The organism is Thioalkalivibrio sp. ALRh (assembly GCF_000381425.1).
GTDB lineage: Bacteria > Pseudomonadota > Gammaproteobacteria > Ectothiorhodospirales > Ectothiorhodospiraceae > Thioalkalivibrio.
The window spans coordinates 1,445,953-1,470,442 of sequence record NZ_KB906519.1; the positions used below are offsets into that span (position 1 = coordinate 1,445,953).

The 24,490-nt window shown below is 67.1% G+C and carries 26 protein-coding genes; 12 read left to right on the plus strand and 14 right to left on the minus strand.

The window, feature by feature from the left end:
- Nucleotides 1–37: 37 nt before the first annotated feature.
- Both F791_RS0106930 and F791_RS0106935 read left to right on the plus strand, forming a co-directional pair.
- Nucleotides 38–1,591 carry a bifunctional GNAT family N-acetyltransferase/carbon-nitrogen hydrolase family protein gene (locus F791_RS0106930; protein ID WP_018137898.1) on the plus strand — a complete coding sequence of 518 codons (1,554 nt, stop codon included), beginning with the start codon at nt 38–40 and terminating at the stop codon, nt 1,589–1,591.
- Between the two features lie 143 nt (nt 1,592–1,734).
- Nucleotides 1,735–3,015, plus strand: coding sequence for a response regulator (locus F791_RS0106935; protein WP_018137899.1), 1,281 nt, complete (start codon nt 1,735–1,737; stop codon nt 3,013–3,015).
- A gap of 82 nt (nt 3,016–3,097) precedes the next feature.
- On the opposite strand, the gene F791_RS0106940 is transcribed toward F791_RS0106935, so the two are convergent.
- Entirely contained in the window at nt 3,098–3,877 is a 780-nt protein-coding gene (locus F791_RS0106940; protein WP_018137900.1) for a dienelactone hydrolase family protein, read from the minus strand.
- Nucleotides 3,878–4,037: 160 nt separating this feature from the next.
- Between F791_RS0106940 and F791_RS0106945 the strand changes: the two genes are divergently transcribed.
- From F791_RS0106945 to F791_RS0106960, 4 genes are all read left to right on the plus strand, one after another.
- On the plus strand, nt 4,038–4,919 hold the full coding sequence (locus F791_RS0106945) for an HDOD domain-containing protein (RefSeq protein WP_018993231.1): 882 nt from the start codon (nt 4,038–4,040) through the stop codon (nt 4,917–4,919).
- Between the two features lie 36 nt (nt 4,920–4,955).
- Complete coding sequence (locus tag F791_RS0106950; protein ID WP_019592394.1) at nt 4,956–5,528, plus strand: Slp family lipoprotein; 573 nt, start codon at nt 4,956–4,958, stop codon at nt 5,526–5,528.
- Nucleotides 5,509–6,024: a Slp family lipoprotein gene (locus F791_RS0106955; RefSeq protein ID WP_081601190.1), complete on the plus strand. Its 516-nt coding sequence runs from the start codon at nt 5,509–5,511 to the stop codon at nt 6,022–6,024. The genes F791_RS0106950 and F791_RS0106955 overlap by 20 nt, the downstream gene beginning before the upstream one ends.
- A 72-nt stretch (nt 6,025–6,096) precedes the next feature.
- A complete protein-coding gene (locus F791_RS0106960) occupies nt 6,097–7,095 on the plus strand; it encodes a zinc-binding dehydrogenase (RefSeq protein WP_018993229.1) in 999 nt (332 codons plus the stop codon).
- Between the two features lies 1 nt (nt 7,096).
- Here the strand turns inward: F791_RS0106960 and F791_RS0106965 are convergent, their stop codons facing one another.
- From F791_RS0106965 to F791_RS0106980, 4 genes are all read right to left on the minus strand, one after another.
- Nucleotides 7,097–8,311, minus strand: coding sequence for a TraB/GumN family protein (locus F791_RS0106965; RefSeq protein WP_018137905.1), 1,215 nt, complete (start codon nt 8,309–8,311; stop codon nt 7,097–7,099).
- Nucleotides 8,312–8,393: 82 nt separating this feature from the next.
- A complete protein-coding gene (locus F791_RS0106970; protein ID WP_018137906.1) occupies nt 8,394–9,536 on the minus strand; it encodes a hypothetical protein in 1,143 nt (380 codons plus the stop codon).
- The gene (locus tag F791_RS0106975; RefSeq protein ID WP_018137907.1) at nt 9,536–10,903 is read right to left on the minus strand and encodes an adenylate/guanylate cyclase domain-containing protein; all 1,368 of its coding nucleotides are present in this window, start codon (nt 10,901–10,903) and stop codon (nt 9,536–9,538) included. The genes F791_RS0106970 and F791_RS0106975 overlap by 1 nt, the downstream gene beginning before the upstream one ends.
- Nucleotides 10,904–10,929: 26 nt before the next feature.
- Nucleotides 10,930–11,763 carry an inositol monophosphatase family protein gene (locus F791_RS0106980; protein WP_026333009.1) on the minus strand — a complete coding sequence of 278 codons (834 nt, stop codon included), beginning with the start codon at nt 11,761–11,763 and terminating at the stop codon, nt 10,930–10,932.
- 60 nt (nt 11,764–11,823) lie between these two features.
- Between F791_RS0106980 and F791_RS0106985 the strand changes: the two genes are divergently transcribed.
- Nucleotides 11,824–12,177: a DUF3301 domain-containing protein gene (locus F791_RS0106985; RefSeq protein ID WP_018137909.1), complete on the plus strand. Its 354-nt coding sequence runs from the start codon at nt 11,824–11,826 to the stop codon at nt 12,175–12,177.
- Nucleotides 12,174–13,115: a hydrogen peroxide-inducible genes activator gene (locus tag F791_RS0106990; protein WP_018993228.1), complete on the plus strand. Its 942-nt coding sequence runs from the start codon at nt 12,174–12,176 to the stop codon at nt 13,113–13,115. The genes F791_RS0106985 and F791_RS0106990 overlap by 4 nt, the downstream gene beginning before the upstream one ends.
- A 19-nt stretch (nt 13,116–13,134) precedes the next feature.
- Here F791_RS0106990 and F791_RS0106995 read toward each other — a convergent pair whose 3' ends face one another.
- A complete protein-coding gene (locus F791_RS0106995) occupies nt 13,135–14,058 on the minus strand; it encodes a GGDEF domain-containing protein (RefSeq protein WP_018993227.1) in 924 nt (307 codons plus the stop codon).
- Nucleotides 14,059–14,318: 260 nt separating this feature from the next.
- Between F791_RS0106995 and F791_RS0107000 the strand changes: the two genes are divergently transcribed.
- Complete coding sequence (locus tag F791_RS0107000; protein WP_018137912.1) at nt 14,319–16,226, plus strand: ATP-binding cassette domain-containing protein; 1,908 nt, start codon at nt 14,319–14,321, stop codon at nt 16,224–16,226.
- A 75-nt stretch (nt 16,227–16,301) separates the two neighbouring features.
- Nucleotides 16,302–16,598, plus strand: a complete 297-nt coding sequence (locus F791_RS0107005; RefSeq protein WP_012983699.1) for a hypothetical protein — start codon at nt 16,302–16,304, stop codon at nt 16,596–16,598.
- A gap of 119 nt (nt 16,599–16,717) precedes the next feature.
- On the opposite strand, the gene fliL is transcribed toward F791_RS0107005, so the two are convergent.
- Together fliL and F791_RS0107015 are read right to left on the minus strand one after the other, a co-directional pair.
- Nucleotides 16,718–17,116 carry a flagellar basal body-associated protein FliL gene (gene fliL / locus F791_RS0107010; protein WP_018137913.1) on the minus strand — a complete coding sequence of 133 codons (399 nt, stop codon included), beginning with the start codon at nt 17,114–17,116 and terminating at the stop codon, nt 16,718–16,720.
- Complete coding sequence (locus tag F791_RS0107015) at nt 17,113–17,949, minus strand: zinc-dependent peptidase (protein WP_018993226.1); 837 nt, start codon at nt 17,947–17,949, stop codon at nt 17,113–17,115. The genes fliL and F791_RS0107015 overlap by 4 nt, the downstream gene beginning before the upstream one ends.
- A gap of 211 nt (nt 17,950–18,160) precedes the next feature.
- Here F791_RS0107015 and F791_RS0107020 point away from each other — a divergent pair, with 211 nt between their 5' ends.
- The gene (locus F791_RS0107020) at nt 18,161–18,523 is read left to right on the plus strand and encodes a hypothetical protein (RefSeq protein ID WP_019592396.1); all 363 of its coding nucleotides are present in this window, start codon (nt 18,161–18,163) and stop codon (nt 18,521–18,523) included.
- A 90-nt stretch (nt 18,524–18,613) separates the two neighbouring features.
- Nucleotides 18,614–19,030: an ABZJ_00895 family protein gene (locus F791_RS0107025; protein ID WP_018137916.1), complete on the plus strand. Its 417-nt coding sequence runs from the start codon at nt 18,614–18,616 to the stop codon at nt 19,028–19,030.
- On the opposite strand, the gene F791_RS0107030 is transcribed toward F791_RS0107025, so the two are convergent.
- The 6 genes from F791_RS0107030 to F791_RS0107055 form a co-directional block, all read right to left on the minus strand.
- Nucleotides 19,027–20,712, minus strand: a complete 1,686-nt coding sequence (locus F791_RS0107030) for an alpha/beta-hydrolase family protein (protein WP_019592397.1) — start codon at nt 20,710–20,712, stop codon at nt 19,027–19,029. The genes F791_RS0107025 and F791_RS0107030 overlap by 4 nt on opposite strands.
- Nucleotides 20,713–20,808: 96 nt before the next feature.
- Nucleotides 20,809–21,228, minus strand: coding sequence for a hypothetical protein (locus F791_RS0107035; RefSeq protein WP_019592398.1), 420 nt, complete (start codon nt 21,226–21,228; stop codon nt 20,809–20,811).
- A 171-nt stretch (nt 21,229–21,399) separates the two neighbouring features.
- The gene (locus tag F791_RS0107040) at nt 21,400–21,882 is read right to left on the minus strand and encodes a DUF302 domain-containing protein (protein WP_019592399.1); all 483 of its coding nucleotides are present in this window, start codon (nt 21,880–21,882) and stop codon (nt 21,400–21,402) included.
- A gap of 19 nt (nt 21,883–21,901) precedes the next feature.
- A complete protein-coding gene (locus F791_RS0107045; protein ID WP_019592400.1) occupies nt 21,902–22,264 on the minus strand; it encodes a group 1 truncated hemoglobin in 363 nt (120 codons plus the stop codon).
- 20 nt (nt 22,265–22,284) lie between these two features.
- Nucleotides 22,285–23,373 (minus strand): class I SAM-dependent methyltransferase, encoded by a 1,089-nt coding sequence (locus F791_RS0107050; RefSeq protein WP_019592401.1) that lies wholly within the window; start codon nt 23,371–23,373, stop codon nt 22,285–22,287.
- A gap of 189 nt (nt 23,374–23,562) precedes the next feature.
- Entirely contained in the window at nt 23,563–24,435 is an 873-nt protein-coding gene (locus F791_RS0107055; protein ID WP_019592402.1) for a helix-turn-helix domain-containing protein, read from the minus strand.
- Nucleotides 24,436–24,490 lie beyond the last annotated feature (55 nt).

Below are 24,490 nucleotides of genomic sequence, written 5' to 3' on the forward strand. Positions count from 1 at the left end.
CGACCGGCGAGCGGTCCCGTCACGGAGTACTTAACGCGTGAGCAATCAGCAAGACGCCGACCCCAATGTCCCGCACCGCCTGACGCTGCGGCCGACACGGATGGAGGACTACGACGACATCCGCGAGATCATGGAGCGGGTCTACCACGACCTCGACGGGGCCTGGAGCGAGGCCCAGTTTCGGTCTCAGATCTCCCGTTTTCCCGAAGGCCAGATCTGTATCGAGGACAAGGGCAAGGTGGTGGCCGCAGCAATCAGCCTGATCGTCGAGTACAAGCGATTCGGTGATCAGCATAGCTACTGGCAGATCACCGGAAACGGGTTCCTGACGACCCACGACCCGGATGGCGACACCCTTTACGGCGTCGATATCTTTGTCCACCCCGAGTATCGCGGCCTGCGTCTCGGCCGTCGCTTGTATGACGCGCGCAAGGAGCTGTGCCAGAAGCTCAATCTGCGCGCGATCGTGGCCGGTGGGCGCATCCCGGGCTACGAGCAGCACCGGGACGACCTGACCCCGCAGCAATACGTGGAGAAGGTCAAGAATCACGAGATCACCGATCCGATCCTGACCTTCCAGCTGGCCAACGATTTCCACGTTCGCAAGATCATCACCAACTACCTCCCGGACGACGAGAAATCGGGCGCCTACGCGACGCTGATCGAGTGGCTGAACATCTACTACGAGGAGAAGGAGAAGCTGATCGGGGGCAGCCGTTCGGACGTGCGCATCGGCGTGGTCCAGTGGCAGATGCGCCCGACACCGGACCTCGACTCGCTGTTTCAGCAAGTCGAGTACTTCGTGGATGCCGTCTCCGGCTACCGCTCCGACTGCGTCCTGTTCCCGGAGTTCTTCAATGGCCCGCTGATGGGCGCGTTCAACCAGGAGTATCCGGCCGAGGCCGTGCGCCATCTGGCCGAATACACCGAGCAGATCCGCGAGGAGATGGTGCGCCTGGCGCTCGCCTACAACATCAACATCGTCGCCGGGTCGATGCCGGAGTACAGCGACGAGGTCCTGCGCAATGTCTCCTATCTGTGTCGGCGTGACGGGACCTGGGACCGACAGTACAAGGTGCATGTCACCCCCGACGAGGTCGCCTACTGGGGGCTGCAGGGTGGCGACGAGGTGCACGTATTCGACACCGACTTCGGCAAGATCGGCATCCTGATCTGCTATGACGTGGAGTTTCCGGAGCTGCCCCGGGTGATGGCCGAGAAGGGGCTGCAGATCCTGTTCGTGCCGTTCTGGACCGATACCAAGAATGCCTATCTGCGGGTGCGCCGCTGCGCCCAGGCGCGGGCCATCGAGAACGAGTGCTATGTGGTGATGTCCGGCTCGGTCGGCAACCTCCCCAGGGTCGAGAACATGGACATGCAGTACTCGCAGGCGGCGGTGTTCACGCCGTCCGACTTCGCGTTCCCGCATGACGCGGTGGCCGCGGAGGCGACGCCGAATACCGAGATGACCCTGATCGTCGACCTCGACCTCGACAACCTGAAGGAGCTGCGTAACCACGGCTCGGTGCGCAACCTGCGCGATCGGCGGCGGGACCTGTATGCGGTCCAGTGGAAGTCGAAGCCCGTTTAAGCGCTGCGCAAAAACGTGACCCGGTTCTCGCTGGGCCGCAGCGTGCGCTGGCGCCGGGCCGGGCGCATGCGTAACCTTCAGAGCGGGACTTGAGTCCGGCCGTGCAGGGGAGCGCGGTACGTGACGTGCCCCAGGGGGCTTTGATGACTGAACAACAATCGGCAACGACCCGCACCGCCATTCTGGTAGTGGATGATTCCAAGGTGATCCGGATCGCCCTGCAGCGCATCCTGCAGGGTGAGCGTGTGGTCTACGAGGCGGCGGACGGCGAAGAGGCCTGGTCGCTCCTGCAGCGCAATGCCGATATCGGTCTGGTGCTGACGGACCTGTCTATGCCGGGCCTGGATGGCCAGGACCTGCTGCTGCGGATTCGCGATGGTGCCGAAGGGCTCCCGGCCGATCTTCCGGTGGCCATTATCACCGGTCAGGAGAGCGACGAGGAAGCCAGTCGCGAATGGCTGCAACTGGGCGCCAACGCTGTGTTGATGAAACCCTTTGTGCCCGGTCGCGTGCGCGAGGTGGTCAATGATCTGCTGCCGCTGACTACAGGGGGTGGCGGCGACCAGCTCCTGCGGCAGGAAGTGGACCGGCTGCGTCGCGAGTTGATGCTACGCCAGCAATCCGCCAGTGAGCGCGAGGCGCAGCGCGAGATCGAACGCCTGCGCACCGCGCTGAGCGAGGCGCGCGACGAGGCGACGGCCGCCTTGCAGCGCGCCGAGGAAAGCGAAGGCCAGCTCGCCGAGCTGCAGGCGGCCGAGCTGATCGCGGGCGAAGATCCGGGCGAGGAGACGGCCACTCCGGACTCGTCCGAGCGGGTCGAGGAGCTAGAAGTACTACGTGCCCGCGTGCGCGAGTTCGAGAACGAGAATATCCGGCTGGACCACGAGCTGGTCGAGCTGGACCGCTTGCGCGAGACCGTGCAGAAGGAGCGGGATCAGGCCCTGGAAGAGGCGTCCCGGCTGCGTCAGGAGCGCAATCAGCAGTGTGAGCGTGCCGCCGCAGCCGAGCGGGCACGGGCCGACCTGGAGGCCCGCTGTTCGGAGCAGGACGGCTCCTCCTCGGCCCTTGCTGAACGGCTGGCCCGTCGTGAGCAGGAACTGGAGGAGTCGCGCGAACGCAATCAGACTCTGCGAGCCCGCATCCGCGAATTGGAGCTGGGGTCGGCGACGTCTCTTTCGGGGCAGGAACGTGACGCCCCCGCTGCGCGCGGGGAGGCGCATGAACCGCTGGTGGCCCGTGCCAACGAACCGATGTCGCCCGCACCGGCGATGGCGGCCGATACGCCCGCGGCCAGGCCTTCATCGCGCAAGCGCCGCAGTCGTCCGGCGCCTTCTCGCGGCTGGCGCTGGCTGAAGCTGGCGATCCTGGTCATGGTGGCCGTGGTGGTGGGGCTTGGGACCCTGATCTTTTTCCGCAACTTCTGACCGGATCGGCGGGGCCGGGTAGCGTAAATCGAGCGTGGCGGGCAACGGGCCCGCCACGCTCGAGCAGTGCCAGATACTCGAACTACATGCGTTCCAGGGCGCTCAGCAGGTGCTTCCACGAGTCGCGGTCAGCCCGCTCGTCGTAGCCCACCGGCATGTCGAACTTCTCGGCGATCTCGTCGGCCCCGGGGTTGGTGAAACTGTGCACCACACCGGAGAAGTCGACAAAGGTATAGGTGGCCTCGGCGTTATCCATCTCCTCGCGGAAGTCCGCCACCTGCTCCGGCGGGACCATCGGGTCGGCCGCACCGTTGAAGACCAGGACTTCCGCCGTGACGTCGCCCGCACTCGCCGGGTGGTCAGTCACCAGTGCGCCATGGAAGCTGGCAACCAGGGCCAGGTCCATTCCGGCACGCGCGGCCTCCAGCACCACCGTGCCGCCGAAGCAGTAGCCCACCGCCGCCAGCGCCTGGTCGGCTGTGGCATCGTGCTCCTTGAGCCAGTCATGGGCGGCCTCGAAGCGGCCCAGCATCAGGTCGCGGTTGCCGCGAATCTGTCCGGCGAACTCTCCCGCCTCGGATGGGTGGTCGGCTCTCTTGCCGCTGCCGTACATGTCCAGTGCGAAGGCGGCATAGCCCTCGCGTGCCAGTTGCTCGGCCCGGTCGCGGGCGTATTCGTTGTGGCCCCACCATTCATGGACCACCAGGACGCCCGGGTGGGGGCCGTCGCTGTCGGGGTAGGCGAGATAGCCGGTCATCTCCTCGCCATCATGATCGTAGGTGACCTCCTCGGTCTGAATGCCGGCCAGCGCCAGGCCGGGGAGGGTAAAGGCCAGTAGTGCAGCGGTCAGTCGAAACGCCATGGGACAACCTCCGTTGTGGGGTGCAAGCAACAATTAGTGATCCGAGTACCTGATTATGGTTCGTTCCGCCGCGATTTGCCCGGGCTTCGTTTCCCTGGCGGGGGGGCATGGGGCTACAGTAGATACAGCGGGGCGTGCGGCCCTGTTGTGGAGAACCAGGATGTCCGAGATGCACGCAACGGAAAGCCTCGAGGCGCGCGTCCAGTCGGCCGACAAGCTGCTGGCGATGCCGCAGGTCGTGTTCGAAGTCGCGCGCCTGCTGGAGGATGACAACAGTACACCGGGACAGATCGCCGCAACCCTGGGGCGGGACCCCGGTCTGGTGGCCCTAGTTCTGCGCCTGGCCAACAGCCCGGCGTATGCACAGACGCGCAGCGTCGATACCGTGGAACGCGCGGTGAACCTGCTCGGACGCGACACCCTTAAGCGTCTGGTCGTGGCCGGTGCGATCACCCGCGCGACCGGCCGCATCCCCGACCAGGAGCGTCTGCCGCTGGAGGTGTTCTGGCGCCATTCCGCCTACTGTGCGGTCATCGCCCGCCACCTGGCTGACCGCGTCCTGCCGCGCCAGGCCGGTAGCGTGTTTCTCGCCGGGCTGCTGCATGATCTGGGCAAGCTCTTGCTGTTCACCCAGTCGCCGGAGGCGGCGCACCGCGCATTTCTCTCCAGCCTGGATATCGGGGCGGGGCCCAGTCCGCAGCGGGCCGAGCGCGAGCAGCTGGGTTTCGATCACGCGGAACTGGGCGGGGCGCTGGCCGCCCACTGGGGACTGCCGGAGGGGCTGGTGGCCTGTGTGGCTGGGCACCACCACCCGCAGTCAGCGCCCGAGGGGCACCGGTTGGCGGTGATGCTGGTGCATCTTGCCAATACCGGGGCCCACCTGGCCGAGATTGACTCGCGCGACTGGGCCGATGCCCCACCGGTGGACGAGGGTGTCTGGCAGGCCGTCGGGCTGGAGCCGGAGGACCTGCTGCGGGCCGTGGAGGCGGCCCAGCACGAGATCGTGGATGTCGAGGCGCTTTGTGCGTCAGGCCCGGAGTGACGCGAACCTTGATGCGCTGCGGGCGGTCCTAGAGGCATGAACCTTCTGCGTCACTTTTCTGCGCTGACCGGCTTGCTGCTGGGCGGGTTGCTCGTGGGCTGTGCGAGCATCCCCGAAGGGATCGAGCCCCTGCCGGAGGAGCCCCTGACCCGCGCCGAGGTCCTGGCCGACCCCGAGGCGACCAAGGGCCAGGCCGTGGTCTGGGGCGGTGTCATTGCAAAGGTCGAGAACACCCGGGACGGCACCCGGCTCGAGGTGGTGGCGCGCCCGCTCAATCGCGAGGCTCGTCCGCGCGAGGTCGACCAGTCGGAGGGCCGGTTCCGTGCCTATATCGACGACTTCCTCGATCCCCAGGTGTACGCGGAGGGGCGCGAGGTCACGGTGCGCGGCCGGCTGGATGGCATAGAGGACGGCTCAATTGGCGAGTTCGGCTATCGCTTCGTCCGTATCGACGCACAGACGGTACACCTGTGGGCCAAGCGCCCCCCGCCGCGCGATCCGTATTACTACGACCCTTGGGGCCCGCCGGGCTATATGGGCCCGTACTGGCGGCCGCACCCCTACCACTGGCGTCACGACCCCTGGCGATATGATCCCTGGTACTGGTAACGCATGGCGCACCCGGGTCGCTGCGCTGGTGCTGGTGTTTGCGCCGGTGCTGCTGGCGGGTTGCGCCTCCGGCCCGCTGGACATCCCCGATGCGGTGGGTGATCCGGTGCCCCCGCGCAGCGTGACGGCTGACAATCTGCCCGCCGAGGACCAGGTCTGGGGCGGGGTGATTGCCCGCGTCGACAACCGTGCGGACAGCACGGTACTCGAGGTGGTCAGCTACCCGCTGCAGCGCCAGGAACCCCAGACACGGCAGGCCAACACAGGGCGTTTTCGCCTCAAGCTCGATGGTTTTGCCGACCCGGTCGACTACCGCCCGGGGCGGCGCGTGACGGCGGTGGGGACGGTATCGGGGACCGAGGAGGGCTCGATCGGGCAGCTGGCCTATGTCTTCCCGCTGCTGGATGCCTACTCGGTCCACCTGTGGCCAGACCCGGAACCCCCGAGGCCGTCGTCGGGCGTGCGTTTCGGGATCGGCATCGGGATCGGACTCTAGCGCGTCGCCGGCAAGGTTTCCCGGAGCGGTATCAAAATCCACAAGGCATGTTCAAACACGAGGAGTCGCTCGATGCGAGCCATCGTTTTCGACGAGCCCGGCGGGGCGGATGTCCTGGAACTGAGGGAGGTCCCCGAGCCCGAGCTTGAAGGGACTGACGACGTAAAGATTCGACTGCTGGCGGCGGGGGTGAATCCCGTCGACACCAAGGTTCGGACGCGGGGCATGCTGGTGCCCGGCGCGCCACGCAACACGCCCGGTTGTGACGGCGTCGGTGTGGTCGAGTCCTGCGCCAGCGGTGTGCGCCATGTCCGACCGGGGCAGCGCGTAGCCTTTTGCTTTGGTGGCGTGGGGGCGGCCCCGGGTACCTATGCCGAGCAGGTGGTGGTCCCGGAGGCGGCCGTGGTGCCGGTACCGGCCGCGGTGACGGACCTGCAGGCCGCGGCTTTGCCGCTGACCTGGCTCACGGCCTGGGAGGCGTTGTTCGAACGTGCCGATCTGCAGCGTGGACAGACCGTACTGGTGCATGCCGCTGCAGGCGGGGTGGGACAGATGGCCGTGCAGATCGCGCGCGCGGCCGGGGCCCGGGTCCTGGGGCTGGTGCGTCGCGAAGAGGCGCAGCGCCTGGTCACCGGCCTGGGCGGCGACGTGGTCGACCTGACCCGGCCCGACGCCGGGGAGTCGATCCGGGGCTACACCGACGGGCGCGGTTTCGACATCGTGCTGGATACCGTGGGCGGGCCGGTCTTTCGCGATGGGCTGGCACAGGTGGCCTACGGCGGTGATCTGGTGACCCTGCTGGCGCCGCCGGATGACGTGGACTGGAACGCGGCGCGCCTGCGCAACCCCAGTATCAGCCTGGAGCTGATGCTGACCCCGATGCTGGAAGGGGATCGCCGGCGCCTGAAGCACCAGGCCACGCTGGTGGCCGAGGGGCTCGCGCGCCTGGCCAGCGGGCGGCTGCAGGTCAACGTGGAGGACAGCCTGCCGCTGGCCGAGGCGGCCGAGGCGCACCGGCGTATCGAGGCCGGCGGGCGTCGCGGCAAGCTGGTGCTGCGGATCCCGGAGTAGGTCAGCTACCGAACAGGTGGCTGAATACGCGTGCACCGCCGATATAGGTGCCGGCCGCGGAGCCGAGCGTCGTCAGCAGGAAGACCAGCAGCACGCGCGAGACCCGGTTGCGCCACCAGCCCCTCGGGGTGGTGGTGTCCTGGCGCAGGCGGGCAAAGTCGTCGACCCGCGGTTTGCGCAGAAACAGCTCGGCCGCGGCCGCGACGAAGCCTACCCCGATGGTCGGGTTCAGCGAGGTCAGGGGTGCGGCCAGCGCCGCTGTGACCACGGTCAGCGGATGCGCGAGCGCGATGATGGCGCCAATGGCGGCCAGGCCGCCGTTGATCATCACCCAGTCCATCACCATCTGCAGGCCGATGTCCGGATTGCGCAAAAAGCCGATCACGAAGCCGGTCAGGATCACGGCGACGATCACCCACGGCAGGACCTTGGGCCAGCGTGCCTTGGGCGGTGACTGGTCGAGGGAGTCCAGGATGGCGTCGGGTGGCGTCAGTTCGTCTTCCGCCTGGGTTGCGATCCCGGACAGGTGCCCGGCACCGACCACGGCGAGGATGCGGCGGTGGTTGCCGGACGCGGCCAGGCGCCGCAGGTGGGCCGCCATGTACTGGTCGCGCTCGTGGATCAGCGTGCGATAGAGGTCCTCCGACTGTTCGGCGAATTCGCTGAAGGTGGACTCCAGCATGTCGCCTTCCTTCAGCCGTTCGATCTCCGATTCGTCGATCTTCTCGCGCGACAGGACCGAGCCGAACAGCCCGCCGATCAGCCCCATGCGCTGCCACCAGGGCACCGCGCGGTAGGTGCGGCGTAGCGTCAGGCCGAGGTCGCGGTCGATCAGCGCCAGCGGCAGCCCGCCATCCAGGGCTGCGTCCATCGCCGCGCGCATCTCGGCCCCCGGCTCGATCCCGTACTGTTCCGCCAGGCGCTGCTGATAGGCCCCCAGGGCGAGGCTCGCGGCGATCATCGGGGCTTGCCCCTGGCGCATCACGCTGAACAGGTCCATGCGCCCGACCGCGTCGGGATCCAGCATCGCGCGCTGGCGGCTCTCGCACAGTTCGATGGCCACCGCGTCGAACTCGCCGGTGTCCACGAGGGCACGCACCTTGTCGGCGCTGGCGCGGGAGACATGCGCGGTGCCCAGCACAACGACCTCGGTACTGCCCAGTTGCAGGACTCGGTGGGGTTCGTCGGTGATCAGGTCGTGGACAGAAGCACTCATCGCAGGGGGTGGTTCCGGTTAGGCGGGCGCGGCAATCCTAGCAGGGTCGCCGCATGGGGACGACCTGGCAGCCTGCCAGATCTCAGGACTCCGGCTCCTCGTCCCCCTCGGCATCCTCGGTGTCGGGGATGGGGAAGGCCTCCGGATCGACCGGCGCCGGGGCCTCGGGGATGCGCAGGGTGTCAAGACGTTCAAGTACGCGCAGGGCCCGCTCGCGCGCGGTGGCCAGCCCGGAATGACTGGGGGCCAGCGCAAGTCCTTCTTCCCAGGTGTCGACCGCCTCCTGGATCTGGCCGGCCGTGTACTGGCGGCGGCCCTCTTCCAGCAGGTGCTCGGCGCGCTGGTCGCGCTGTTCGCGCCACTCGTCGCACAGGGAGATGCGTGCTCGCTGGGCGGCCTGGTCGGGGCCGGAGGCATCTTCGTCCAGCCGGATGTCGCCACTACGGCACCACTGAGCCGCCCGCTGCAATTCGCCGGCCTGCAGTGCCTGACGCAACTGCGCGTTGATCGCGGACAGGCGCTCGGCCTCCTCTTCGCGGTCCTTGTCTTCCTCGCGTGTGCGCATCTCCTCCTGGAGTTCGCGGATGCGGGTGGCCCGTTCGCTGACCGGGGATAAATCCTGTGCCAGGCGCAACAGCTCCAGGCGCTCGCGGCCATCGCTGTCGTCGGCATACTGCTCCAGGGCCTTGGCCAGGGCGGGGGCGCGTTCGCTCAGGGCGTCCGGGTCTGCGGGCAGTTGACCGGTATCCGGAACCAGGGGGCGCATGATCTCCAGCAGGCGGAGTTGCTGAACCAGGTTGCGGGCCTCAAGGACATCGTGGCGCTGCTGCAGGGTGCGCAGACCGACCTGGCGCTGGCGCTCCAGCTGGTCAATGAAGCGGGCACGCTCCTCGCTTTCGGGCAGGCGGGAGTCGGCGTCCTCCAGGATCCCCAGGGCCTCTGCGACCGCGCCCTCGGCGGAAACAGCCCGTGCTTTCTTCATGGCCTGCTCTGCTGCCTCTTGCGCCATGATCTCGATCTGCTCTCGGCGCGAGGTCCATTCGGCGGCTGGCTCGGGGTCGTGCTCGTTGATCAGCTCCAGGGCGCGCTGGTACTCGCCTTCCTCGACGGCGGCTTCGATCTGGTCTTCCGCCGTCATGAAGGGCTGCATGCCGGCGCAGCCCTGGAAAAAAAGCAGAGCGAGGGCGGCCAGCAGCAGGCCCGGTCGCGCGCCGTGGAGCCGCATCAATGGGTGTCCGCCACCGCGAGGATACGAATGACCTCGGCGGGTTCGCTGACGCCGTGTAACTCGTGCGTCCCCCAGTGTTCGGTTTCAAACTGCCCTTTCACCTGCTCATGCTCCATGAAGCACTGCGTGGTTACCATGCCGGCGGATGGCGCGACCGTGACCAGGCGGGCCGCCACGTTGACGGTGTCGCCGACCACGGTGAATTGCATGCGGTCCTGCGCGCCCATGTTGCCGGCCAGCATCTCGCCCGCGTTCAAGCCAATGCGGAATTCGACGCGTTCCTCGCCCCGGGCCTCGCGTTCAGCGTTGATCGCGGCGACCGTTTCCAGCAACGCGAGCCCGGTTCGTGCGGCCGTCTGGCGATGGTTCTCGTCACCGCCGAGGCCAAACACCGCCATGGTACAGTCGCCCATGTACTTGTCTACCGTCCCACCGTGACGGGCAATACATTCCGCCATCGGACCGAAGAATTCATTCAGCATGCGGCCGAGTTCTTCCGGGGTGCAGCGCTCCGACAGCGCGGTATAGCCCTTGATGTCGGCGAACAGCACCGAGCCCTCGACCGCCCGTCCTCCGAGCTCGATCCGGTCGAGATTCTCCAGGATGTCCTGCGCGATCGCGTCGGAGACATAACGGCGCAGGGCCGATTCGACCTGGTCCTTGCGCAGCAGGTCCTGGGCCATGTTGTTGAAGGCGTCGGTCAGCTGGGCGATCTCGTCCTCGTGCACCATCGGCACGGGTCGCCCATGTTCGTCGACGGGATGGCGTATGCGCTCGCGCATGGCATGTGCCAGGCGCTCCAGCGGGCGCACCAGGCGCTTGCTGATGTCGATTGCCAGGATCAGGCTGAGCAGAAAGACCCCGATCGCTGTCGCAATCCCCGCATTGATGGTGTTGCGGATCAGTTCCTGCATGGGGGTCGTGTCGATGTGCGCCTCGATGTACCCGACCTGTACATCCTGGAAGTACACCTCGCGCTGGTAGGGCTCTACCGGAACGGCCAGTGGCCACACGCCTTCGCTGATGCCTCCCCCGGGGGAGGGTGGGGTGCCGGCCGAGGCGATCACGCCGCGGTCGATGGCGTAGGCGGTGACCGATTCGACGCGACCGTCCTCGACCAGCGAGTTCAGCAGGGTCTCCAGGGTCAGATAGTCCTCGGCCAGCATCAGCTCGGCCGAGGTGCGGGCGACGGGTGCCAGGGTCAGCTCGGCCTGGGCCTGGATCTGGTTGTTGAGGACATTGGTGACCTGGTTCAGCACCACCACCGAAAGGGTGCCGATGCCCAGCAGGGTGAGGATGGCGACGACCGCGACGATCTTCCAGGCGATGGGGAGATAGCGTGGAGTGAAATCCCCCGCCGACAAGCGCCCGTTGTTTGATTTTCTGGATTTCACGATTGAGAGGCCATGGAGGGCATTCGGTGTGGGGAGGTCCATGCCCGCCATTGATCGAACAACGCGGCCGAACGGGCCGCGATGGCCGAGCGCTTGTTCAGGGAGCGGCCAAACGCCGCCTCGCCCTCGAGGTTGCTCATTGTGCCGCCGGCGCGGGCCAGCATCAGCGTTCCGGCGGCGCTGTCCCACAGGGCCTGCCCGCCGTGCAGATACAGATCGGCGCGCCCGGCCGCCAGCCAGGCCCATTCCAGGGCGCAGGCCCCCAGGTTGCGCTGCGAGCGGTACGGGGCGTTAGTGGCCATGGCCGCCGCCAAGTCGGGGGCCAGGCGCTTGTAGTCGACCAGGGCGATGGCCTTGTCCAGGCGGCTGGCCGGGGCGCGGGCGGCTGCCGGGGGGGGCGCATCGTTTAGCAGCAGGGGTCCGTCTTCGCGTGCGGTAAAGAGTTCGTCCCGTACCGGGTCGTAGGTCGCGCCATGGGTGACGCGGTCGTCTTCGATGCGCGCAATGGAGATCGCGAAAAAGGGCATGCCGCCGGCGAAGTTACTGGTGCCGTCCAGCGGGTCGACCAGCCAGAAGGCGGGTGCCTCGTCGAGTACGCGGGCCTGCTCCTGCCGCGATTGCTCCTCGCTCAATACGGGTTCGCCTGCGATCGCGGTCCCCAGCAGGTCGCGAAGTCGTGCATCGACGGCATGGTCGGCCTGGGTGATCACCGAGCCATCGGCCTTGTAGTCCACCGCGATCCTGGCCTCGAAGCGAGGTAGCAGCTCGCTCTGGCCAACAGAACGGAGCTCTCCGGCGAGTTGATTGAATGCGTTTGTGCTGATGGACATGGGGCGTCGAGTGCAGGGTGGTCGTCGGCAAGAAACGGAATGTGGGTATCATACCCGTCCATGACGGCTTTGCTGATAATCCTAGCCCTGGTTCTGGTGGCCTTTTACGTGAACGACTCCTGGCGCACCCACGAACGGGTGCGCCAGATCGCGCGCCGCAGTTGCGAGCAGGCCGGTGTGCAGTTGCTGGATGGCAGCGTGGTACGCACGCGCCAGTCCATTCGGCGCCGGCCCGGAGGCCTGGCCTGGTGGCGGCAATACCGCTTTGAATTCGCCACCGACGGGGCCAGCCGACATGTGGGCGAGATCTCGCTGGATGGCCGTCGTCTGCGCCAGGTCACCCTCGACCTGCCCGATGACGGGCGCCTGGTGGATGGCGATGGCGGTGCGGGGCATCGGGGCCCCGAACGATGACGCTGAGCGAGTTGCGCTATGTCGTTGCGGTGGCCGACCAGCGTCATTTTGGTCGGGCGGCCGAGGCTTGTCATGTCAGTCAGCCGTCTTTGTCCGTCGCCATTCGCAAACTTGAAGATGAACTGGGGGTCACCCTGTTCGAGCGCGGCCGTGGCGAGGTCAGCGTGACCCCGGCCGGCGAGCAAGTCGTGACCCAGGCCCGCCGGGTGCTGACCGAGGTGGAGCATCTGCGTGCGGTGGCGGTGCAGAGTCAGGACCAGCTGGCGGGTCCTTTGCGGCTCGGGGCCATCTACACCATTGGCCCGTACCTGCTGCCCGAGCTGATCCCGGTGCTGCGCGAGCGCGCACCCAGGATGCCGCTGGTGATCGAAGAGAACTACACCGATCGACTGCGCGAGCGACTGAAGCACGGCGAACTGGACGCGATCATCATTTCGTTGCCGTTCGAAGAACCGGGTGTGGTCACGCTGCCGCTGTACGACGAGCCCTTCGTCGCGGTGCTGCCGGGCGGCCACCCCCTGCAGCACAGAAAGACGCTGACCCTCGAGGACATGGCGGATGCGACCTTGCTGATGCTCGGTGCCGGGCACTGCTTCCGTGATCAGGTGCTGGAACGCTGCCCCGCCTGCCAGAGGACGGTTACGGCCGATGGCAGTACGCCGCGCAATATGGAGGGGTCCTCACTGGAGACCATTCGCCATATGGTGGCCTCGGGTATGGGCGTGACCATTCTGCCGTGTACTGCGGTGGGGGCCGATCGCTACGCCCAGCGCCTGCTGGCCGTGCGTCGATTCGAGGACCCGGCCCCCAGCCGCCGGGTGGCGCTGGCCTGGCGTACCAGTTTTCCGCGGCCGGAGGCGATCGAGGCCCTGCGCCAGGCCATCCTGGCCACGGCGCTTACCTGTGTGGATTTTATTCAGCCTGGCGCGAACCCCTGAGTCCAGCTTCGGCCGGGGGTCAGTTGCCCGCCAGGACGCGGTTGCGCCCGGACTGCTTGGCAGCGTACAGCGCCTCGTCGGCCTTCTGGTAGAGGGCCTGCAGCGTCGTGTGGCGGCCCACGCTCGCGACCCCGATGCTGGCCGTGACCTTGACTACGCCCTCGCTTTGCAGGGCTGATGCATCATCGGCGGTCGCGGTGGCGCGGATACTCGCAATCGCCGTGCGGATGCGTTCCGCGCACTCCATGGCGCAGGCCAGGTCGGCCCCCGGCAAGACGGCCAGGAATTCCTCTCCGCCCATACGCACCAGCAGATCGGACTGCCGTGTGGCCGTACGCAGCGTGTCCGCTACGCGGCGCAGTAGCTCGTCGCCCACCGCATGGCCGTAGTCGTCATTGATGCGCTTGAAGTGGTCCAGGTCGATGGCCAGCACGGACAGTGGGCGGTCCTGGCGGCGGCAGTCGGCCAGCCATTTGGCGCCCTGGATCTCGAAGGCACGACGGTTGCCCAGCCCCGTGAGTTCGTCGCTCTCCAGGTTGGAAATCAGCCGCCGGAACCGGTGGGCATTGTGCAGGGCGGGGGCGGCCAGCCCGAGCAGCGCCTCGATCTGCTGCTGTTCCGCGTCGCTGAAGCGGCGTCCGCGCATCAGGATCAAGGAGCCCATGGTGACGCCGTTGTAGCTGAGCCCGTATTCGATGCGGTGACGGTCATCCTCGCCGCCCGACCACGACTGGTCTTCGTTGTCGGTGTAGAAGATCCATCCGGAATGCTGCAGGAGGGTGTGGAGCTGCTCTTGCAGGCGCTGAAGGACGGCGTCGAATTCCAGTGTCGCGGTCAGGGACTGGACGAAGGCCAGCGCGTCAAATGGGGCCTCGGGGTGCTCGGTGGATTTCCCCTTGCCCGATACCAGGCGCAGATTCCCTGCGTTTCCGTCGCGATTCATGGCCGCCTCGCCGTATCCAAAAGTCTTGGGCTCAAGCTGAAGCGAATTTTGTGCCATTTAATAAAAAACGAGTATAAACAATGTGGTGCGTTTATTGTCTTTCTTGGGGTGACGGAAAATCGGCGCCTTTCTGCCGGGGTGGCAAGGCAAGGCCGCCCCAGGCGGCAAGGGGTGGCAATAAATTGACGCCTGGGTCAGGAGGGGGCTTTGAACTCGCACTGTCATGTGTGCGCGGGTAACCGTTTCCCTACACTACGCTCATGATCCGACTCTCCGATATCGAGCTGCGGCGTGGCCGGCAGGTGCTGCTGCAGCACAGCGACCTGACTGTTCACGCCGGCTGGCGCGTAGGGCTTACCGGGGCGAATGGCTGCGGCAAGTCCTCGTTGCTGGCCGCGTTGCAGGGCGAGCTCTCCGTGGATGCCGGCCATGTCGATGTGCCGGCGGAGTGGGTGGTCGCCCACCTCCCGCAGGAGGTCCCGGGCAGCCCCCGTCGAGCGGTCGACTACGTACTCGATGGCGATGCCGAGCTGCGCGAGCTGGAGCGCCAGCTGGAGTCGGTCGAGGACGGCGCGGAACACGCGCAGCTGTATGCGGCCATCGATGCGGTCGATGGCTGGTCCGCCGAGGCCCGCGCGCGCCGCCTGCTGGCCGGTCTCGGGTTTGCGCCGGAGGATGCCGATCGTCCGATGAGCGACTTTTCCGGTGGCTGGCGGATGCGGCTCGGCCTGGGGCGAACCCTGATGACCCGGTCGGACCTCCTGCTGCTGGACGAGCCGACCAACCACCTCGACATGGAGGCCATCGTCTGGCTGGAGGGCTGGCTGGCGCGCTATCCGGGCACCGTAATCGTGATCGCCCACGACCGGCGTTTCCTTGATGCGGTAGTCACACACATCGCGCATATCGAGCGCGGACGGATCGAGCTTTACAGCGGGGGCTACACCCAGGCCGAGAAACGACGCGCGGAGGTCGCGGCACAAAGCGAGGCGGCGGCCGCGAAGGTCGCCGCCGAGCGCGCGCACCTGGAGGACTTCGTGCGCCGTTTCCGCGCCAAGGCGAGCAAGGCGCGCCAGGCCCAGAGCCGGCTGAAGCGCCTCGAGCGGCTGGATGAGGTCGCGGTGATTCGCGCCGCGCGCCCGATCCACCTGGAGATCCCGACCCCGGGGCGTCTGCCCGATCCTCTGCTGGCGCTGGAGGCGGCGGCGGTCTGCGACGGCGAGACCTGCCGCCTGCGGGCGACCGACCTGCGGCTGCGCCCGGAGGATCGTATCGGCGTGCTGGGACCCAACGGCGCCGGGAAATCGACACTGCTGTCCCTGCTCGCAGGCGCGCTTGCCCCGACGGCGGGTGAGCGGCGCGTCGACCCCAGCCTGCGGGTGGGCTACTTCGCCCAGCATCAGCGCGAGCAGCTGGATCTTGCGGCCTCGCCCCTGACCCATATGACGCGGCTGGATGCCGCCGCACCGGAACAGCGCCTGCGTGATTTCCTGGGCGGCATGGGGTTTCCCGGCGAGCGTGCGGACGACCCCGTCGGGCAGTGCTCCGGCGGCGAGCGGGTGCGTCTGGTGCTGGCGATGCTCATCTGGCAGGCGCCCGCGCTGTTGCTGCTCGACGAGCCGACCAACCACCTGGACCTCGACATGCGCGAGGCCCTGGCGGAGGCGTTGGAGAACTATGCCGGCGGGCTGGTCGTGGTGGCACACGATCGCGAACTGCTGGCGCGTGTCTGCGACCGTTTCTGGCGGGTCGAGGAGGGCTGTCTGACCGAGTTTGACGGCGATCTGGATGACTACGCGCGCGAGCTGCAGCGCGAACGGGAGACGCCGGACGCCTCCGCGCCATCGGCGTCGCGCGCGCCGGAAGCGCCGCGTTCGCAGAAGGAGCGCCGCCAGCAGGCTGCTCAGGCACGCGCGGCGCTGCGTCCACTGCAAAAGCGGGCCGATACGGCGGAGCAGGCCTGTGGCGAGTTGCAGCAGCGGCTGGAGGCGATCGAAGGCGAGCTGGCCGATCCCGCGCTGTACACCGGAGATGCCACGGGCCGGCTGGCCGAGCTGACCCGTGAGCAGGGCGAGTTGCGTGCGCGCCTGGAGAACGCCGAGGCCGAATGGATGGAGGCGCTGGAGGCACTTGAGTCAGCGCGCGGGGATTCTGTGGGCCAGGTCTAATGCCCGAGCCTTGCACTCGGGTATTCGGGGGTCTATACAGAAGAGTGAATACACCGGCACGAGGAGTCATTCGCAATGAATGCACAGGAACTCAATCGTCGTTGTGTCGAACTCTTTCAGCACCCGGATGCACAACTGCACTGCTGGCATCCCCGGATGTTCTGGGAGACCCACATGGTGGAGAACCCGAAGCCGGAGGATCTGCAGCAGCCGAAGGTGGACCTGCGTGAGCTCGAGGTGCTGCTGGCCGAGGCCACGCACCAGGATTCACAGTGTGCTGCCGAGCTGGAGCAGGAAGAACCTGGCCGGGCGACCCTGATCCGGCACATGGTCGAGCGTGGCGAGATGCCACTGCTGCACCGGCCGCACTGATCTTGGCAGGATGAACTGGGTCCCTGGCGGGACCCCGGCCCGGTCCTCCGTCGGGCAGCTTGGGCCCCGGCAGATCTTGGCTGCCGGGGTCTCCTTTGTTTGGCCGGTGGCGCGCGTTACTACTGGCGGATGAAGTCCGAGAAGTACAGGGCCTCGATGCGCGGGGCGCCGGTCAGTTCCTCCAGCAGCTCGTTGAGCTCTTCCATCGCCTCCTGGCGCAAGTCCTCGCGGGCCGCGCTGCCGCGCAGGCTGTCGGGTGAGCGCCCTCCCAGGATGCGAATGAGCCGGTCGCGCACGGCCGGAATATGTCCACGAATCTCGCGGGCGTCACCCATCTCCGCAGCCTCGAGTTGAATCTTGGCCTGCAGGTAACGGGCGCGGTCGGAGGATTCCATGTTGACCACCACGGGTTCCAGGGTCACGTAGCGGCTGTCGAGGTCATCGACAGCGACAGCGCTGCCGGGGATCATCCACCAAAGCATGGCGAGCAGGAAAAGGCTTGGCGACAGGGTCTTCATGCGGAGATCTCGTGTGGCAAGTGGGTCCCTTGCGTGGCGATGGCCGCCGCGCGACGGTGTGGTTCCTGGCGATAATATCGGGCCAGATGATCATAGACCGCCGGCAGGGCCTCGCGCAGCCCTTGCGGCTCGAAGAAGAAGGCCTCTGCGGCCACGGCCAGGAATTCCTCCGGCGCGGTCGCGGCGTACGGATCCAGCGGCAGCCGGTCTTCCGGGGTGTCGTTCTCCACGGCCTCGACAAATGCCTCGTAGGCCGCGGTGAAGTCGCGGGTCCAGTCCTCGGCGGAGTGATCGCGCGCGAGTGGCGGAAAGCCGTTCACCTCGCCGTTGCCGGCATCCAGCACGTGGGTCATCTCGTGCACCACGACGGCACCGTCGCGAACGACATCGGCCCAGGACAGGATGACCGGTCCGCGCTCCCAGGCCTCGCCGGACTGCGGCATGGCCCCCTGATGCACGATGCCGTCCTCGTCCACCCATTCGTGCTCCGGCACAAAGGTATCCGGATACAGCACCAGCGTGCGCCAGTCACGATAGGGGGCGAGCCCCAGCTCCAGGACCGGTAGTGCCGCGTAGGCCGCGATCATGCGGCACTGGCCGGGGGTCGGCTCGGACTCGATGCCCACAAACTCGCGGGTGCCCAACAGCTCTTCGACCAGCCCCTTCAGGCGTTCGGTCTCCTCGGGCGTGAGCGTCGCGATGAACGGAACCTGGCGGCGCAGGGTCTCCCATTCATCGGGGCCGAGCGGCACACGGCCGCTATGGCCAGTCGCAAAGGGCTCGATCAGCCGCTTGAGCAGGCCGCGCAACGGATAATGGGGCGTGTCGTGCATGCCGACATCGTCGCACGTTTTATGTGCGGGGTGCCGCGTGGACGGATTCGGCGTGGCCCGGGGGAGGGGCAGGGCGGCTGGCGGCTATCGAAGGTATCGGGCTTCCTGTCCGCTGCGGGCGGCGGTGTGACGTGAAAGGGATGTTCTGTGCCAGAATCAATCGTTCGGGCGGCCCGTGTGGCTGCCACAGGCAAGCGATGGAGTGGAGTGGATGCGCAAGCAAGCAGGAATCGTGGCGGGGCTGCTGGTGGCGGCCCTGTGGGTGCCCTTTGTGGCCGCGGATGAGGTCCATACGGTCGCGCAGCTGAGTCAGGCGTCGGCCGAACTCGAGGGTGAATCGGTGCGCCTGGAGGGCATCGTCGGCCGGGTCAACGAGGACATCATGGGGGTGAACTTCATCCACTTCGTGGACGGAACCGGCAACGAGGGTGACTACATCACGATTACATCCACCGAGTTGCCGGAGGTCGGCGACCGCGTTTCGGTGACGGGGACGCTGGTGCTGGAGCGGGACTTCGGCGCGGGCTATACCTATCCCGTGCTCATCGAGGACGCCGAGTTTACCGAGAGGTAGCAACGCGCCCTGATCGCGGGGCCAGAGTATTTCAGATGTCATTCGGGCCGCACAGGATGGTGCGGCCAACGCACACCCAGGGAGGGGATCATGTCCATCAAGAATCTGCTGACGCGGTTTGTACTGCTTTATTTCTCGCTGTCGATTGCGGCAATGGTGGTGATTGCGTATTTCGAGCTGGAGGAGCTCGGTACGCCACTTGGCATTGCGATACTCATGCTGGCGGTCATGTGGCCGTGCGAGGCCTTCGGGCGCAGGAACGGGCGCTATCTGTCGCGCTCCGAGAAGTGGCGGGTGATTGCGGTGATGGTGGCCGTGCTCTTGGGTACGCAACTTCCCGTTGCATTTCTGCTGGTATGGGCCGAAGGCAACGCACTGGACCCCGTGTTCCTCGGAATTTTGGGTGTTGTTGCGCTGTTGTACGCGGGATGCGTGGCGGGCGCGGTCAGCATCACCGGCCGCAATCTCCGCAAGCGCGGCCTGATTCCACAGGGGGCTTCCGACTAGTCGGCCAGGTGGCGCTTCAGCCACTGGAGCTCGTCTTCCGACCACTCCGTGGCTGTCACCGCCTGCCAGCTGTCGATGTAGTGCTCGGTGGCATAGACATGTCCGTAGCCGCGCGGTGCGGCATCGCCGATGGCCACGTCCACGGCCAGCTGCAGCATGGTGACCACCGGGTACCAGGTCAGGTCCGGCGAGACATCCGGGCCACGTGGCGACTGCATCCATTCGGGTTTGCGGTACAGCGCCTGCGGCTCGAAGAAGGTGATCGGGTCGCTTGCGTACTGCAGGTAGACGATGCGCATCGGGCCCCAGGAGGCGCCGGGGATGTCGAGGTGGTTTTGCTGATTGGTGAAGCGCACCACCGAGCTGTCGCGAAAACGCGGTAGCCAGGCCGGGGAATCCGGCTGGCGCTGGCGCGTGATGTCGCGCCAGGTCTCGCTGCGGAAGGGCGGCCCCGCCCACAGGGCACCGTTGAACGGGTCGCCGATCACGTCGTAGAGGTCCGCCGCGCGTTCGGAGTTCAGTGCGCCCAGGCTCAGGCCATAGAGGTACAGCTCCGGACGCGAGTCCTCTGGGAGCTGTTTCCAGTAGCTGTAGATCTCCGCGAATACGGCCTGGGCCGTCTCGTGACCGTACTGGGACTCCGACATCAGCGACAGCCAGCTCGGCAGGTAGGAGTACTGTACGGCGACGGTTGCGATATCGCCGTTATGCAGGTATTCCACCGGCGCGATCGCGCGGTTGTCCACCCAGCCGCGCCCGGTGGGGGTGGCCAGGATCAGGACCGAACGGTCGAAAGCGTCCACCCGCAATAGCTCCTGCAGGGCCAGGCGGGCCCGTTCCTCGATTTCCTCGGCCGCATTCAGTCCGACGTATACCCGAATCGGGTCAAAGGCCACTTCACCGGTGAAGTCCGCGATGTCGGCCGCGACCGGGGCGTCGCCGATGAAGCGCTGGCCCTGGCGACCCAGGCCCTCTTCCCAGGAGACCAGCGATTCGGCACTGCCTGTGCGGGCGGGGTTGGTCGGTTGCTCGGCCCCGGGGTACTCGCGTACGTCGAACTGCTGGAAGCTGCGATCGGCGGTGCGCAGGCCGTATTCCAGGACGACGCCGTCGATCACGGCCCAGAATACTGCCGCGGCCGCCACCACGCCGATCACGTTCGACAGCCGGCGCGGGATGAAGCGCCGCAGGTGCTGCGCGAGAAACCGCACCAGCAACTGGAACAGTCGCCCGACAGCTAGGGTCGCGGCGAACACGGCCGCGGCGATCAGCCCCAGGCGGACCGGGAAGCCTCCGTCCACCGGCTCCTGATCCATCAACTCGCGGATGGTGTTCTGCCACTCGGTGGCCTGCCACAGAAACATCAGCACGATCAGTGCGGCCCCGCCTCCGGCGATCAGCACCAGTGTGTTGTGCACGCGCTCGCTGGGCTCGGGCAGCTCCAGGTAGGACCACAGCCAGTGGAAAAACACGCCCAGCCCGTAGCCCGCGGCCAGCGACAGCCCGGACAGGACGCCCTGCACGTCGTCGGTACGCGGGATCAGACTCGGGGTCAGCGAGGCGGCGAAAAACAGCGTGGCCAGGATCAGCCCCGGGATCGACAGCGACCCCAGGACACGTGTGGCCCAGCCGGGCCAGATGAAGCGCCGCAGGCGGGTTTGCAGACGGGCGACGACCGACATCGCGTATGCGGTTCCTTCGCGGGTGGAAAGCTTCATCCTGTCTGGCCCGCGAGACGGGTTCAAGTCTCCGTGACGAAGCCCCGTTTGCTCCGAGAACTACTGACCGTTCTGGCGCTGCGCGAAAGCATGTCGCTGGCGAAAGCGAAAGGCCGCTTCGACCATGCGCAGGGCCACGCCGAACAGGGCCACCTGCACCAACAGGCCCCCTGTCGCCGCCCCGGCCGCCAGGCCGGTGGCCAGCCCGAGCGCCATCAGCAGCATCAGGAGCGTGGCGGCGATGCGACTGCGCAGCCAACCGCCGATGACGGCCAGCAGTGCGACCAGTGTTCCCTCCATCATCGTCGGGGTGTGCTGCATCAGCAGGCCGAGTGCGACGACGACCGCACCGGCCAGCGCCAGCACCCAGCCGGCGGCCCGGGCCAGGCGCTGTGCCTTTGCCACTCCGTCGACCGCCTTCAGCAGAAGCCAGAGGTCGGCGCCGGCCCCGGCCCAGTGGCGAGAACGTGAGTGCGTCATCGCGACAGCGTACAACGCGAAAGTGACGGTTCTGTGACAGGCAGTTTGCGCAATCAAACCGGCATCTCCTCAAGGGTCATTCCGGCTGGCGGGTCTCCGGACGGTCTCTGTCCGGAGACCCATGCCCGCGGCCAGGCGTGGGCCACCCCGCCGCGGATTGCTGGTGTGTGGCTACGGCGCATTGCCTTGCGGGCGCGGGCCCAGGGCATGGTCCAGCAGCGCCTCGAAGGCCGGCTCGGCGCGTTCCACTGCCCGCTCCAGGCTCGGGTGCGGTTGTAGTGTGGTCATGAATTTGGGGTGCAGTATGGACAGCTTGGTGACGTCGTCTTCCTCGTACAGCCCGATATGGCCGCAGGGCATCATCGCGCCGACGTGCATCCCGGCATCCAGGATGTCGGGCCCCAGGGGCAGATAGCAGACCTTCAGGGCCGTGATGTCGCCACCGGCCAGGCCAAACTCGGCCAGAAAGATCCAGTCCTCCTCGTTCTCGGCAAACTCGCGGACGGTCCGCGCCAGTTCCTCGCGGGATTGTTCGGTGTCGCGAATGATGAAGTGGTCGTCGGGTTCGGCGGCAATCGCCGGGGCGGTCAGGGCCAGGGTCGCGGCGACTGCGACCGACAGCGCAAGGCCTGTGAAGGGTGAATAGGTCTTCATGGTTCGTTCCTCCGGGATGTCAGACCCGCACGATCTCGGGCTTTAGCGACCAGGAGATCATCAGCAGTTCTTCCTTCTCGCGCTGGCCGACCCCATGTTCGTCCAGGGCCTCGACGATGTCGTCGACCACCGCGACGAATTCCTCTTCGCTGATGTTCATGCCCCGATGGGTGGTCAGCATGTCGCGTCCGCTGTAGGCCTGCGGGCCGCCGGTGCCGTTGCAGATAAATTCGGTCACCAGGCGAATCACGTCATCGCGATCCGTGTTGGCGTAGCGGTTGCGGATGGTGGCGTTCTGCGTGTGCTTGTCGAAGATGGTCGTGGCGAGCTCGTGGATGCGTGCCTCGCCGCCCAGGCGTTCGTAGAGACTTGTGTCGGTCATGGTGATTCCTCCTCGCTGGGTTATCGGGTGGCCACGTACCAGTTGTTCTGCGGGTCATGGGCCAGTTGATGGACCTGGATGTCGTGAAATCCGGCGCGCGCCAGGTACTCGCGGGACCGGGGTTCGCCCCACATTGCGCCCAGCCCCGGGCCGCCCTGGGCGAGCGATACCGGCATGCAGTGCATGCAGGACACGGTGTAGAGAAAGGGGCCCAGGGGATGATCGAGATCGTCGCGGATCGCGCCGGAACCGCGGATGTCCTGCATCAGGTAGATCCCTTCGGGCGCGAGTGCGCGGTGGATGCCCTCCAAGGTGGCCAGCGGGTCGGCCTGGTCGTGGATGGCGTCGAAGGTGGTAATCAGCTCGAACTGGCGTGCCGGCACGTGGCGATCGAGCGTCGCGGCATCCGCCTCAATGAACACCGCGTTGTCCAGCCCGAGGGTCTGCGTCTCGGCTCGGGCCTGCTCGATGGCCTCTGCCGACAGGTCGAGCCCCGTGAACTCGCTGCGCGGGTAGAGCGTCGCCAGCCGGTTGAGGATACGGCCCCTGCCGCAGCCGACATCCAGTACGCGGATGCCGCGTTCGAGGTGGTCGGTCAGGCCCGGCACCAGCGGCAGGATGTCGCTTTCCAGCGACGACAGGACGGACTGGCCGCTGTCCTCGGCCATCACCTCGTGGAAGCGGGCATAGTGTTCGTATCCGACGCCTTCGCCGGTATGGAAGGCGTCCACGATCCGGTCCTCCACCCCGCCCAGCAGGCCGATGTACTGGGCGAAGACGGCCAGGTTGTCAGCCGCGGCGGCCCGGGTCAGGCAGGCGGCGTGTGCCGGGGGCAGGGCGAAGCGCGGGCCCTCCGGCTCCACGGTGACGAAGCCGCCAGTGGCCATCGCCCCCAGCCATTCGCGCACGTAGCGCGGGTGGAGGTCCGCGGCCGTGGCAAGCGCCTCTGCGGTCGCGCCGGGGCGGTCGCGCATCCGGTCGAACAGCCCGGTGCGGTGTCCGATCGAGATCATCAGGCACAACGCACCGTGGTTGAGGACCTCGATCAGGTGCTCGCCGAAGGCCTCGGCAGTCCGTGGCGTTGCTCTGGTTTGCGAGGCAGAAGACATGGGCCGGCCTCGGGGGTGGCGGATGGCTTTGTCTCGAGCCTAGGGGGCGGGGGCGCCCTGCGCTGTCAGAAACTTGCGCCGGGCGGCGCTTTCTTGCGGCAAATGTCCCGCCGGGGGCGTCCGCCGCTGGCCGGCCACCCCGAGGCGGGTGCGGGTCGAGCGAGGAAGGCTCGAAAAAACCGTGTGGCCCTATGCGGCGCTGCCCGTGTGGATGCGCCGGTAGGCCGCCGGGGCAACACCGAAGGCGCGGCGGAAGTGTCGCGCCAGCTGCTGCGACGAGTACCCGGTGGCGCTGGCGATCTCGGTAACGCTCAGGGGGGTGCGGACCAGCAGATCGCGGGCCCGGTCCAGGCGCAGGCGCGTGAGGTACCGATGTGGTGGCAGGCCATGCGTCTCGCGAAAGGCGCGCGCGAAGTGCCAGGGTGACAGACCGGTCAGGGCGGCCAGGTCGCCCAGTGTGACGCGGTGATCCAGATGGCCGCGCATGTATTCGATGACCCGTGCCGACTGGTGCGGCGCGAGACCCGCTCGGCGCGACGCCAGTTCCTGGTGCTGATCCGCGAGGCGGGCGAGGCGCACGACCAGCACCGCGATCATGCTTTCCACGAACAGACGTGCGGCCGGGTCCTGCCGCCCCATCTCCTGCCACAGCGCCGCCAGGGCCTGACTCACCAGCGGGTCGGCCTGTGTGCGGGTATGAAGGGGACCAAAGTCCAGCGGGTCATCGGGGGCGCGTTCCAGGCAGGCGCGGGCGAGTCCCGCGGGTATACCGACAAAACGCATCCTGGCAGGGTCGTGCATCTGGCAGTAAGTAGGAACGTTCGGTGGGATCACCACGAACTCCTTCGGGTCTGCCCAGCCGGAAAAAGCCCCGGCGCCGATGTCGCAACGAAAGCGAAAGGGTGCCCCGCAGGTGTCGCTGATCATCAGCTCGCGCACTGGCGGCGTGCTCATGCGCCCCGGCGGGTGGGCGTTCTCGATCATCGGGATCGGCGGGTTTCCCCGCGCGCGGACCTCCTGCAGGAACGGCGCGTCGTGCCCCCGCGCAAAGAAGTCGAGCATACTGGTCGATCGTTGTGGCATCGTCTGCACCCCGCAACCTGGCTTATAGGCCATG

Bases quoted from the DNA above. Each gene is read 5' to 3' on its own strand.
- F791_RS0106935 (WP_018137899.1), top strand. From the start codon at position 1,735: ATGACTGAACAACAATCGGCAACGACCCGCACCGCCATTCTGGTAGTG.
- F791_RS0106940 (WP_018137900.1), bottom strand. From the start codon at position 3,877: ATGGCGTTTCGACTGACCGCTGCACTACTGGCCTTTACCCTCCCCGGC.
- F791_RS0106945 (WP_018993231.1), top strand. From the start codon at position 4,038: ATGTCCGAGATGCACGCAACGGAAAGCCTCGAGGCGCGCGTCCAGTCG.
- F791_RS0106950 (WP_019592394.1), top strand. From the start codon at position 4,956: ATGAACCTTCTGCGTCACTTTTCTGCGCTGACCGGCTTGCTGCTGGGC.
- F791_RS0106955 (WP_081601190.1), top strand. From the start codon at position 5,509: ATGATCCCTGGTACTGGTAACGCATGGCGCACCCGGGTCGCTGCGCTG.
- F791_RS0106960 (WP_018993229.1), top strand. From the start codon at position 6,097: ATGCGAGCCATCGTTTTCGACGAGCCCGGCGGGGCGGATGTCCTGGAA.
- F791_RS0106965 (WP_018137905.1), bottom strand. From the start codon at position 8,311: ATGAGTGCTTCTGTCCACGACCTGATCACCGACGAACCCCACCGAGTC.
- F791_RS0106970 (WP_018137906.1), bottom strand. From the start codon at position 9,536: ATGCGGCTCCACGGCGCGCGACCGGGCCTGCTGCTGGCCGCCCTCGCT.
- F791_RS0106980 (WP_026333009.1), bottom strand. From the start codon at position 11,763: ATGTCCATCAGCACAAACGCATTCAATCAACTCGCCGGAGAGCTCCGT.
- F791_RS0106985 (WP_018137909.1), top strand. From the start codon at position 11,824: ATGACGGCTTTGCTGATAATCCTAGCCCTGGTTCTGGTGGCCTTTTAC.
- F791_RS0106990 (WP_018993228.1), top strand. From the start codon at position 12,174: ATGACGCTGAGCGAGTTGCGCTATGTCGTTGCGGTGGCCGACCAGCGT.
- F791_RS0106995 (WP_018993227.1), bottom strand. From the start codon at position 14,058: ATGAATCGCGACGGAAACGCAGGGAATCTGCGCCTGGTATCGGGCAAG.
- F791_RS0107000 (WP_018137912.1), top strand. From the start codon at position 14,319: ATGATCCGACTCTCCGATATCGAGCTGCGGCGTGGCCGGCAGGTGCTG.
- F791_RS0107005 (WP_012983699.1), top strand. From the start codon at position 16,302: ATGAATGCACAGGAACTCAATCGTCGTTGTGTCGAACTCTTTCAGCAC.
- fliL (WP_018137913.1), bottom strand. From the start codon at position 17,116: ATGAAGACCCTGTCGCCAAGCCTTTTCCTGCTCGCCATGCTTTGGTGG.
- F791_RS0107015 (WP_018993226.1), bottom strand. From the start codon at position 17,949: ATGCACGACACGCCCCATTATCCGTTGCGCGGCCTGCTCAAGCGGCTG.
- F791_RS0107020 (WP_019592396.1), top strand. From the start codon at position 18,161: ATGCGCAAGCAAGCAGGAATCGTGGCGGGGCTGCTGGTGGCGGCCCTG.
- F791_RS0107025 (WP_018137916.1), top strand. From the start codon at position 18,614: ATGTCCATCAAGAATCTGCTGACGCGGTTTGTACTGCTTTATTTCTCG.
- F791_RS0107030 (WP_019592397.1), bottom strand. From the start codon at position 20,712: ATGTCGGTCGTCGCCCGTCTGCAAACCCGCCTGCGGCGCTTCATCTGG.
- F791_RS0107035 (WP_019592398.1), bottom strand. From the start codon at position 21,228: ATGACGCACTCACGTTCTCGCCACTGGGCCGGGGCCGGCGCCGACCTC.
- F791_RS0107040 (WP_019592399.1), bottom strand. From the start codon at position 21,882: ATGAAGACCTATTCACCCTTCACAGGCCTTGCGCTGTCGGTCGCAGTC.
- F791_RS0107045 (WP_019592400.1), bottom strand. From the start codon at position 22,264: ATGACCGACACAAGTCTCTACGAACGCCTGGGCGGCGAGGCACGCATC.
- F791_RS0107050 (WP_019592401.1), bottom strand. From the start codon at position 23,373: ATGTCTTCTGCCTCGCAAACCAGAGCAACGCCACGGACTGCCGAGGCC.
- F791_RS0107055 (WP_019592402.1), bottom strand. From the start codon at position 24,435: ATGCTCGACTTCTTTGCGCGGGGGCACGACGCGCCGTTCCTGCAGGAG.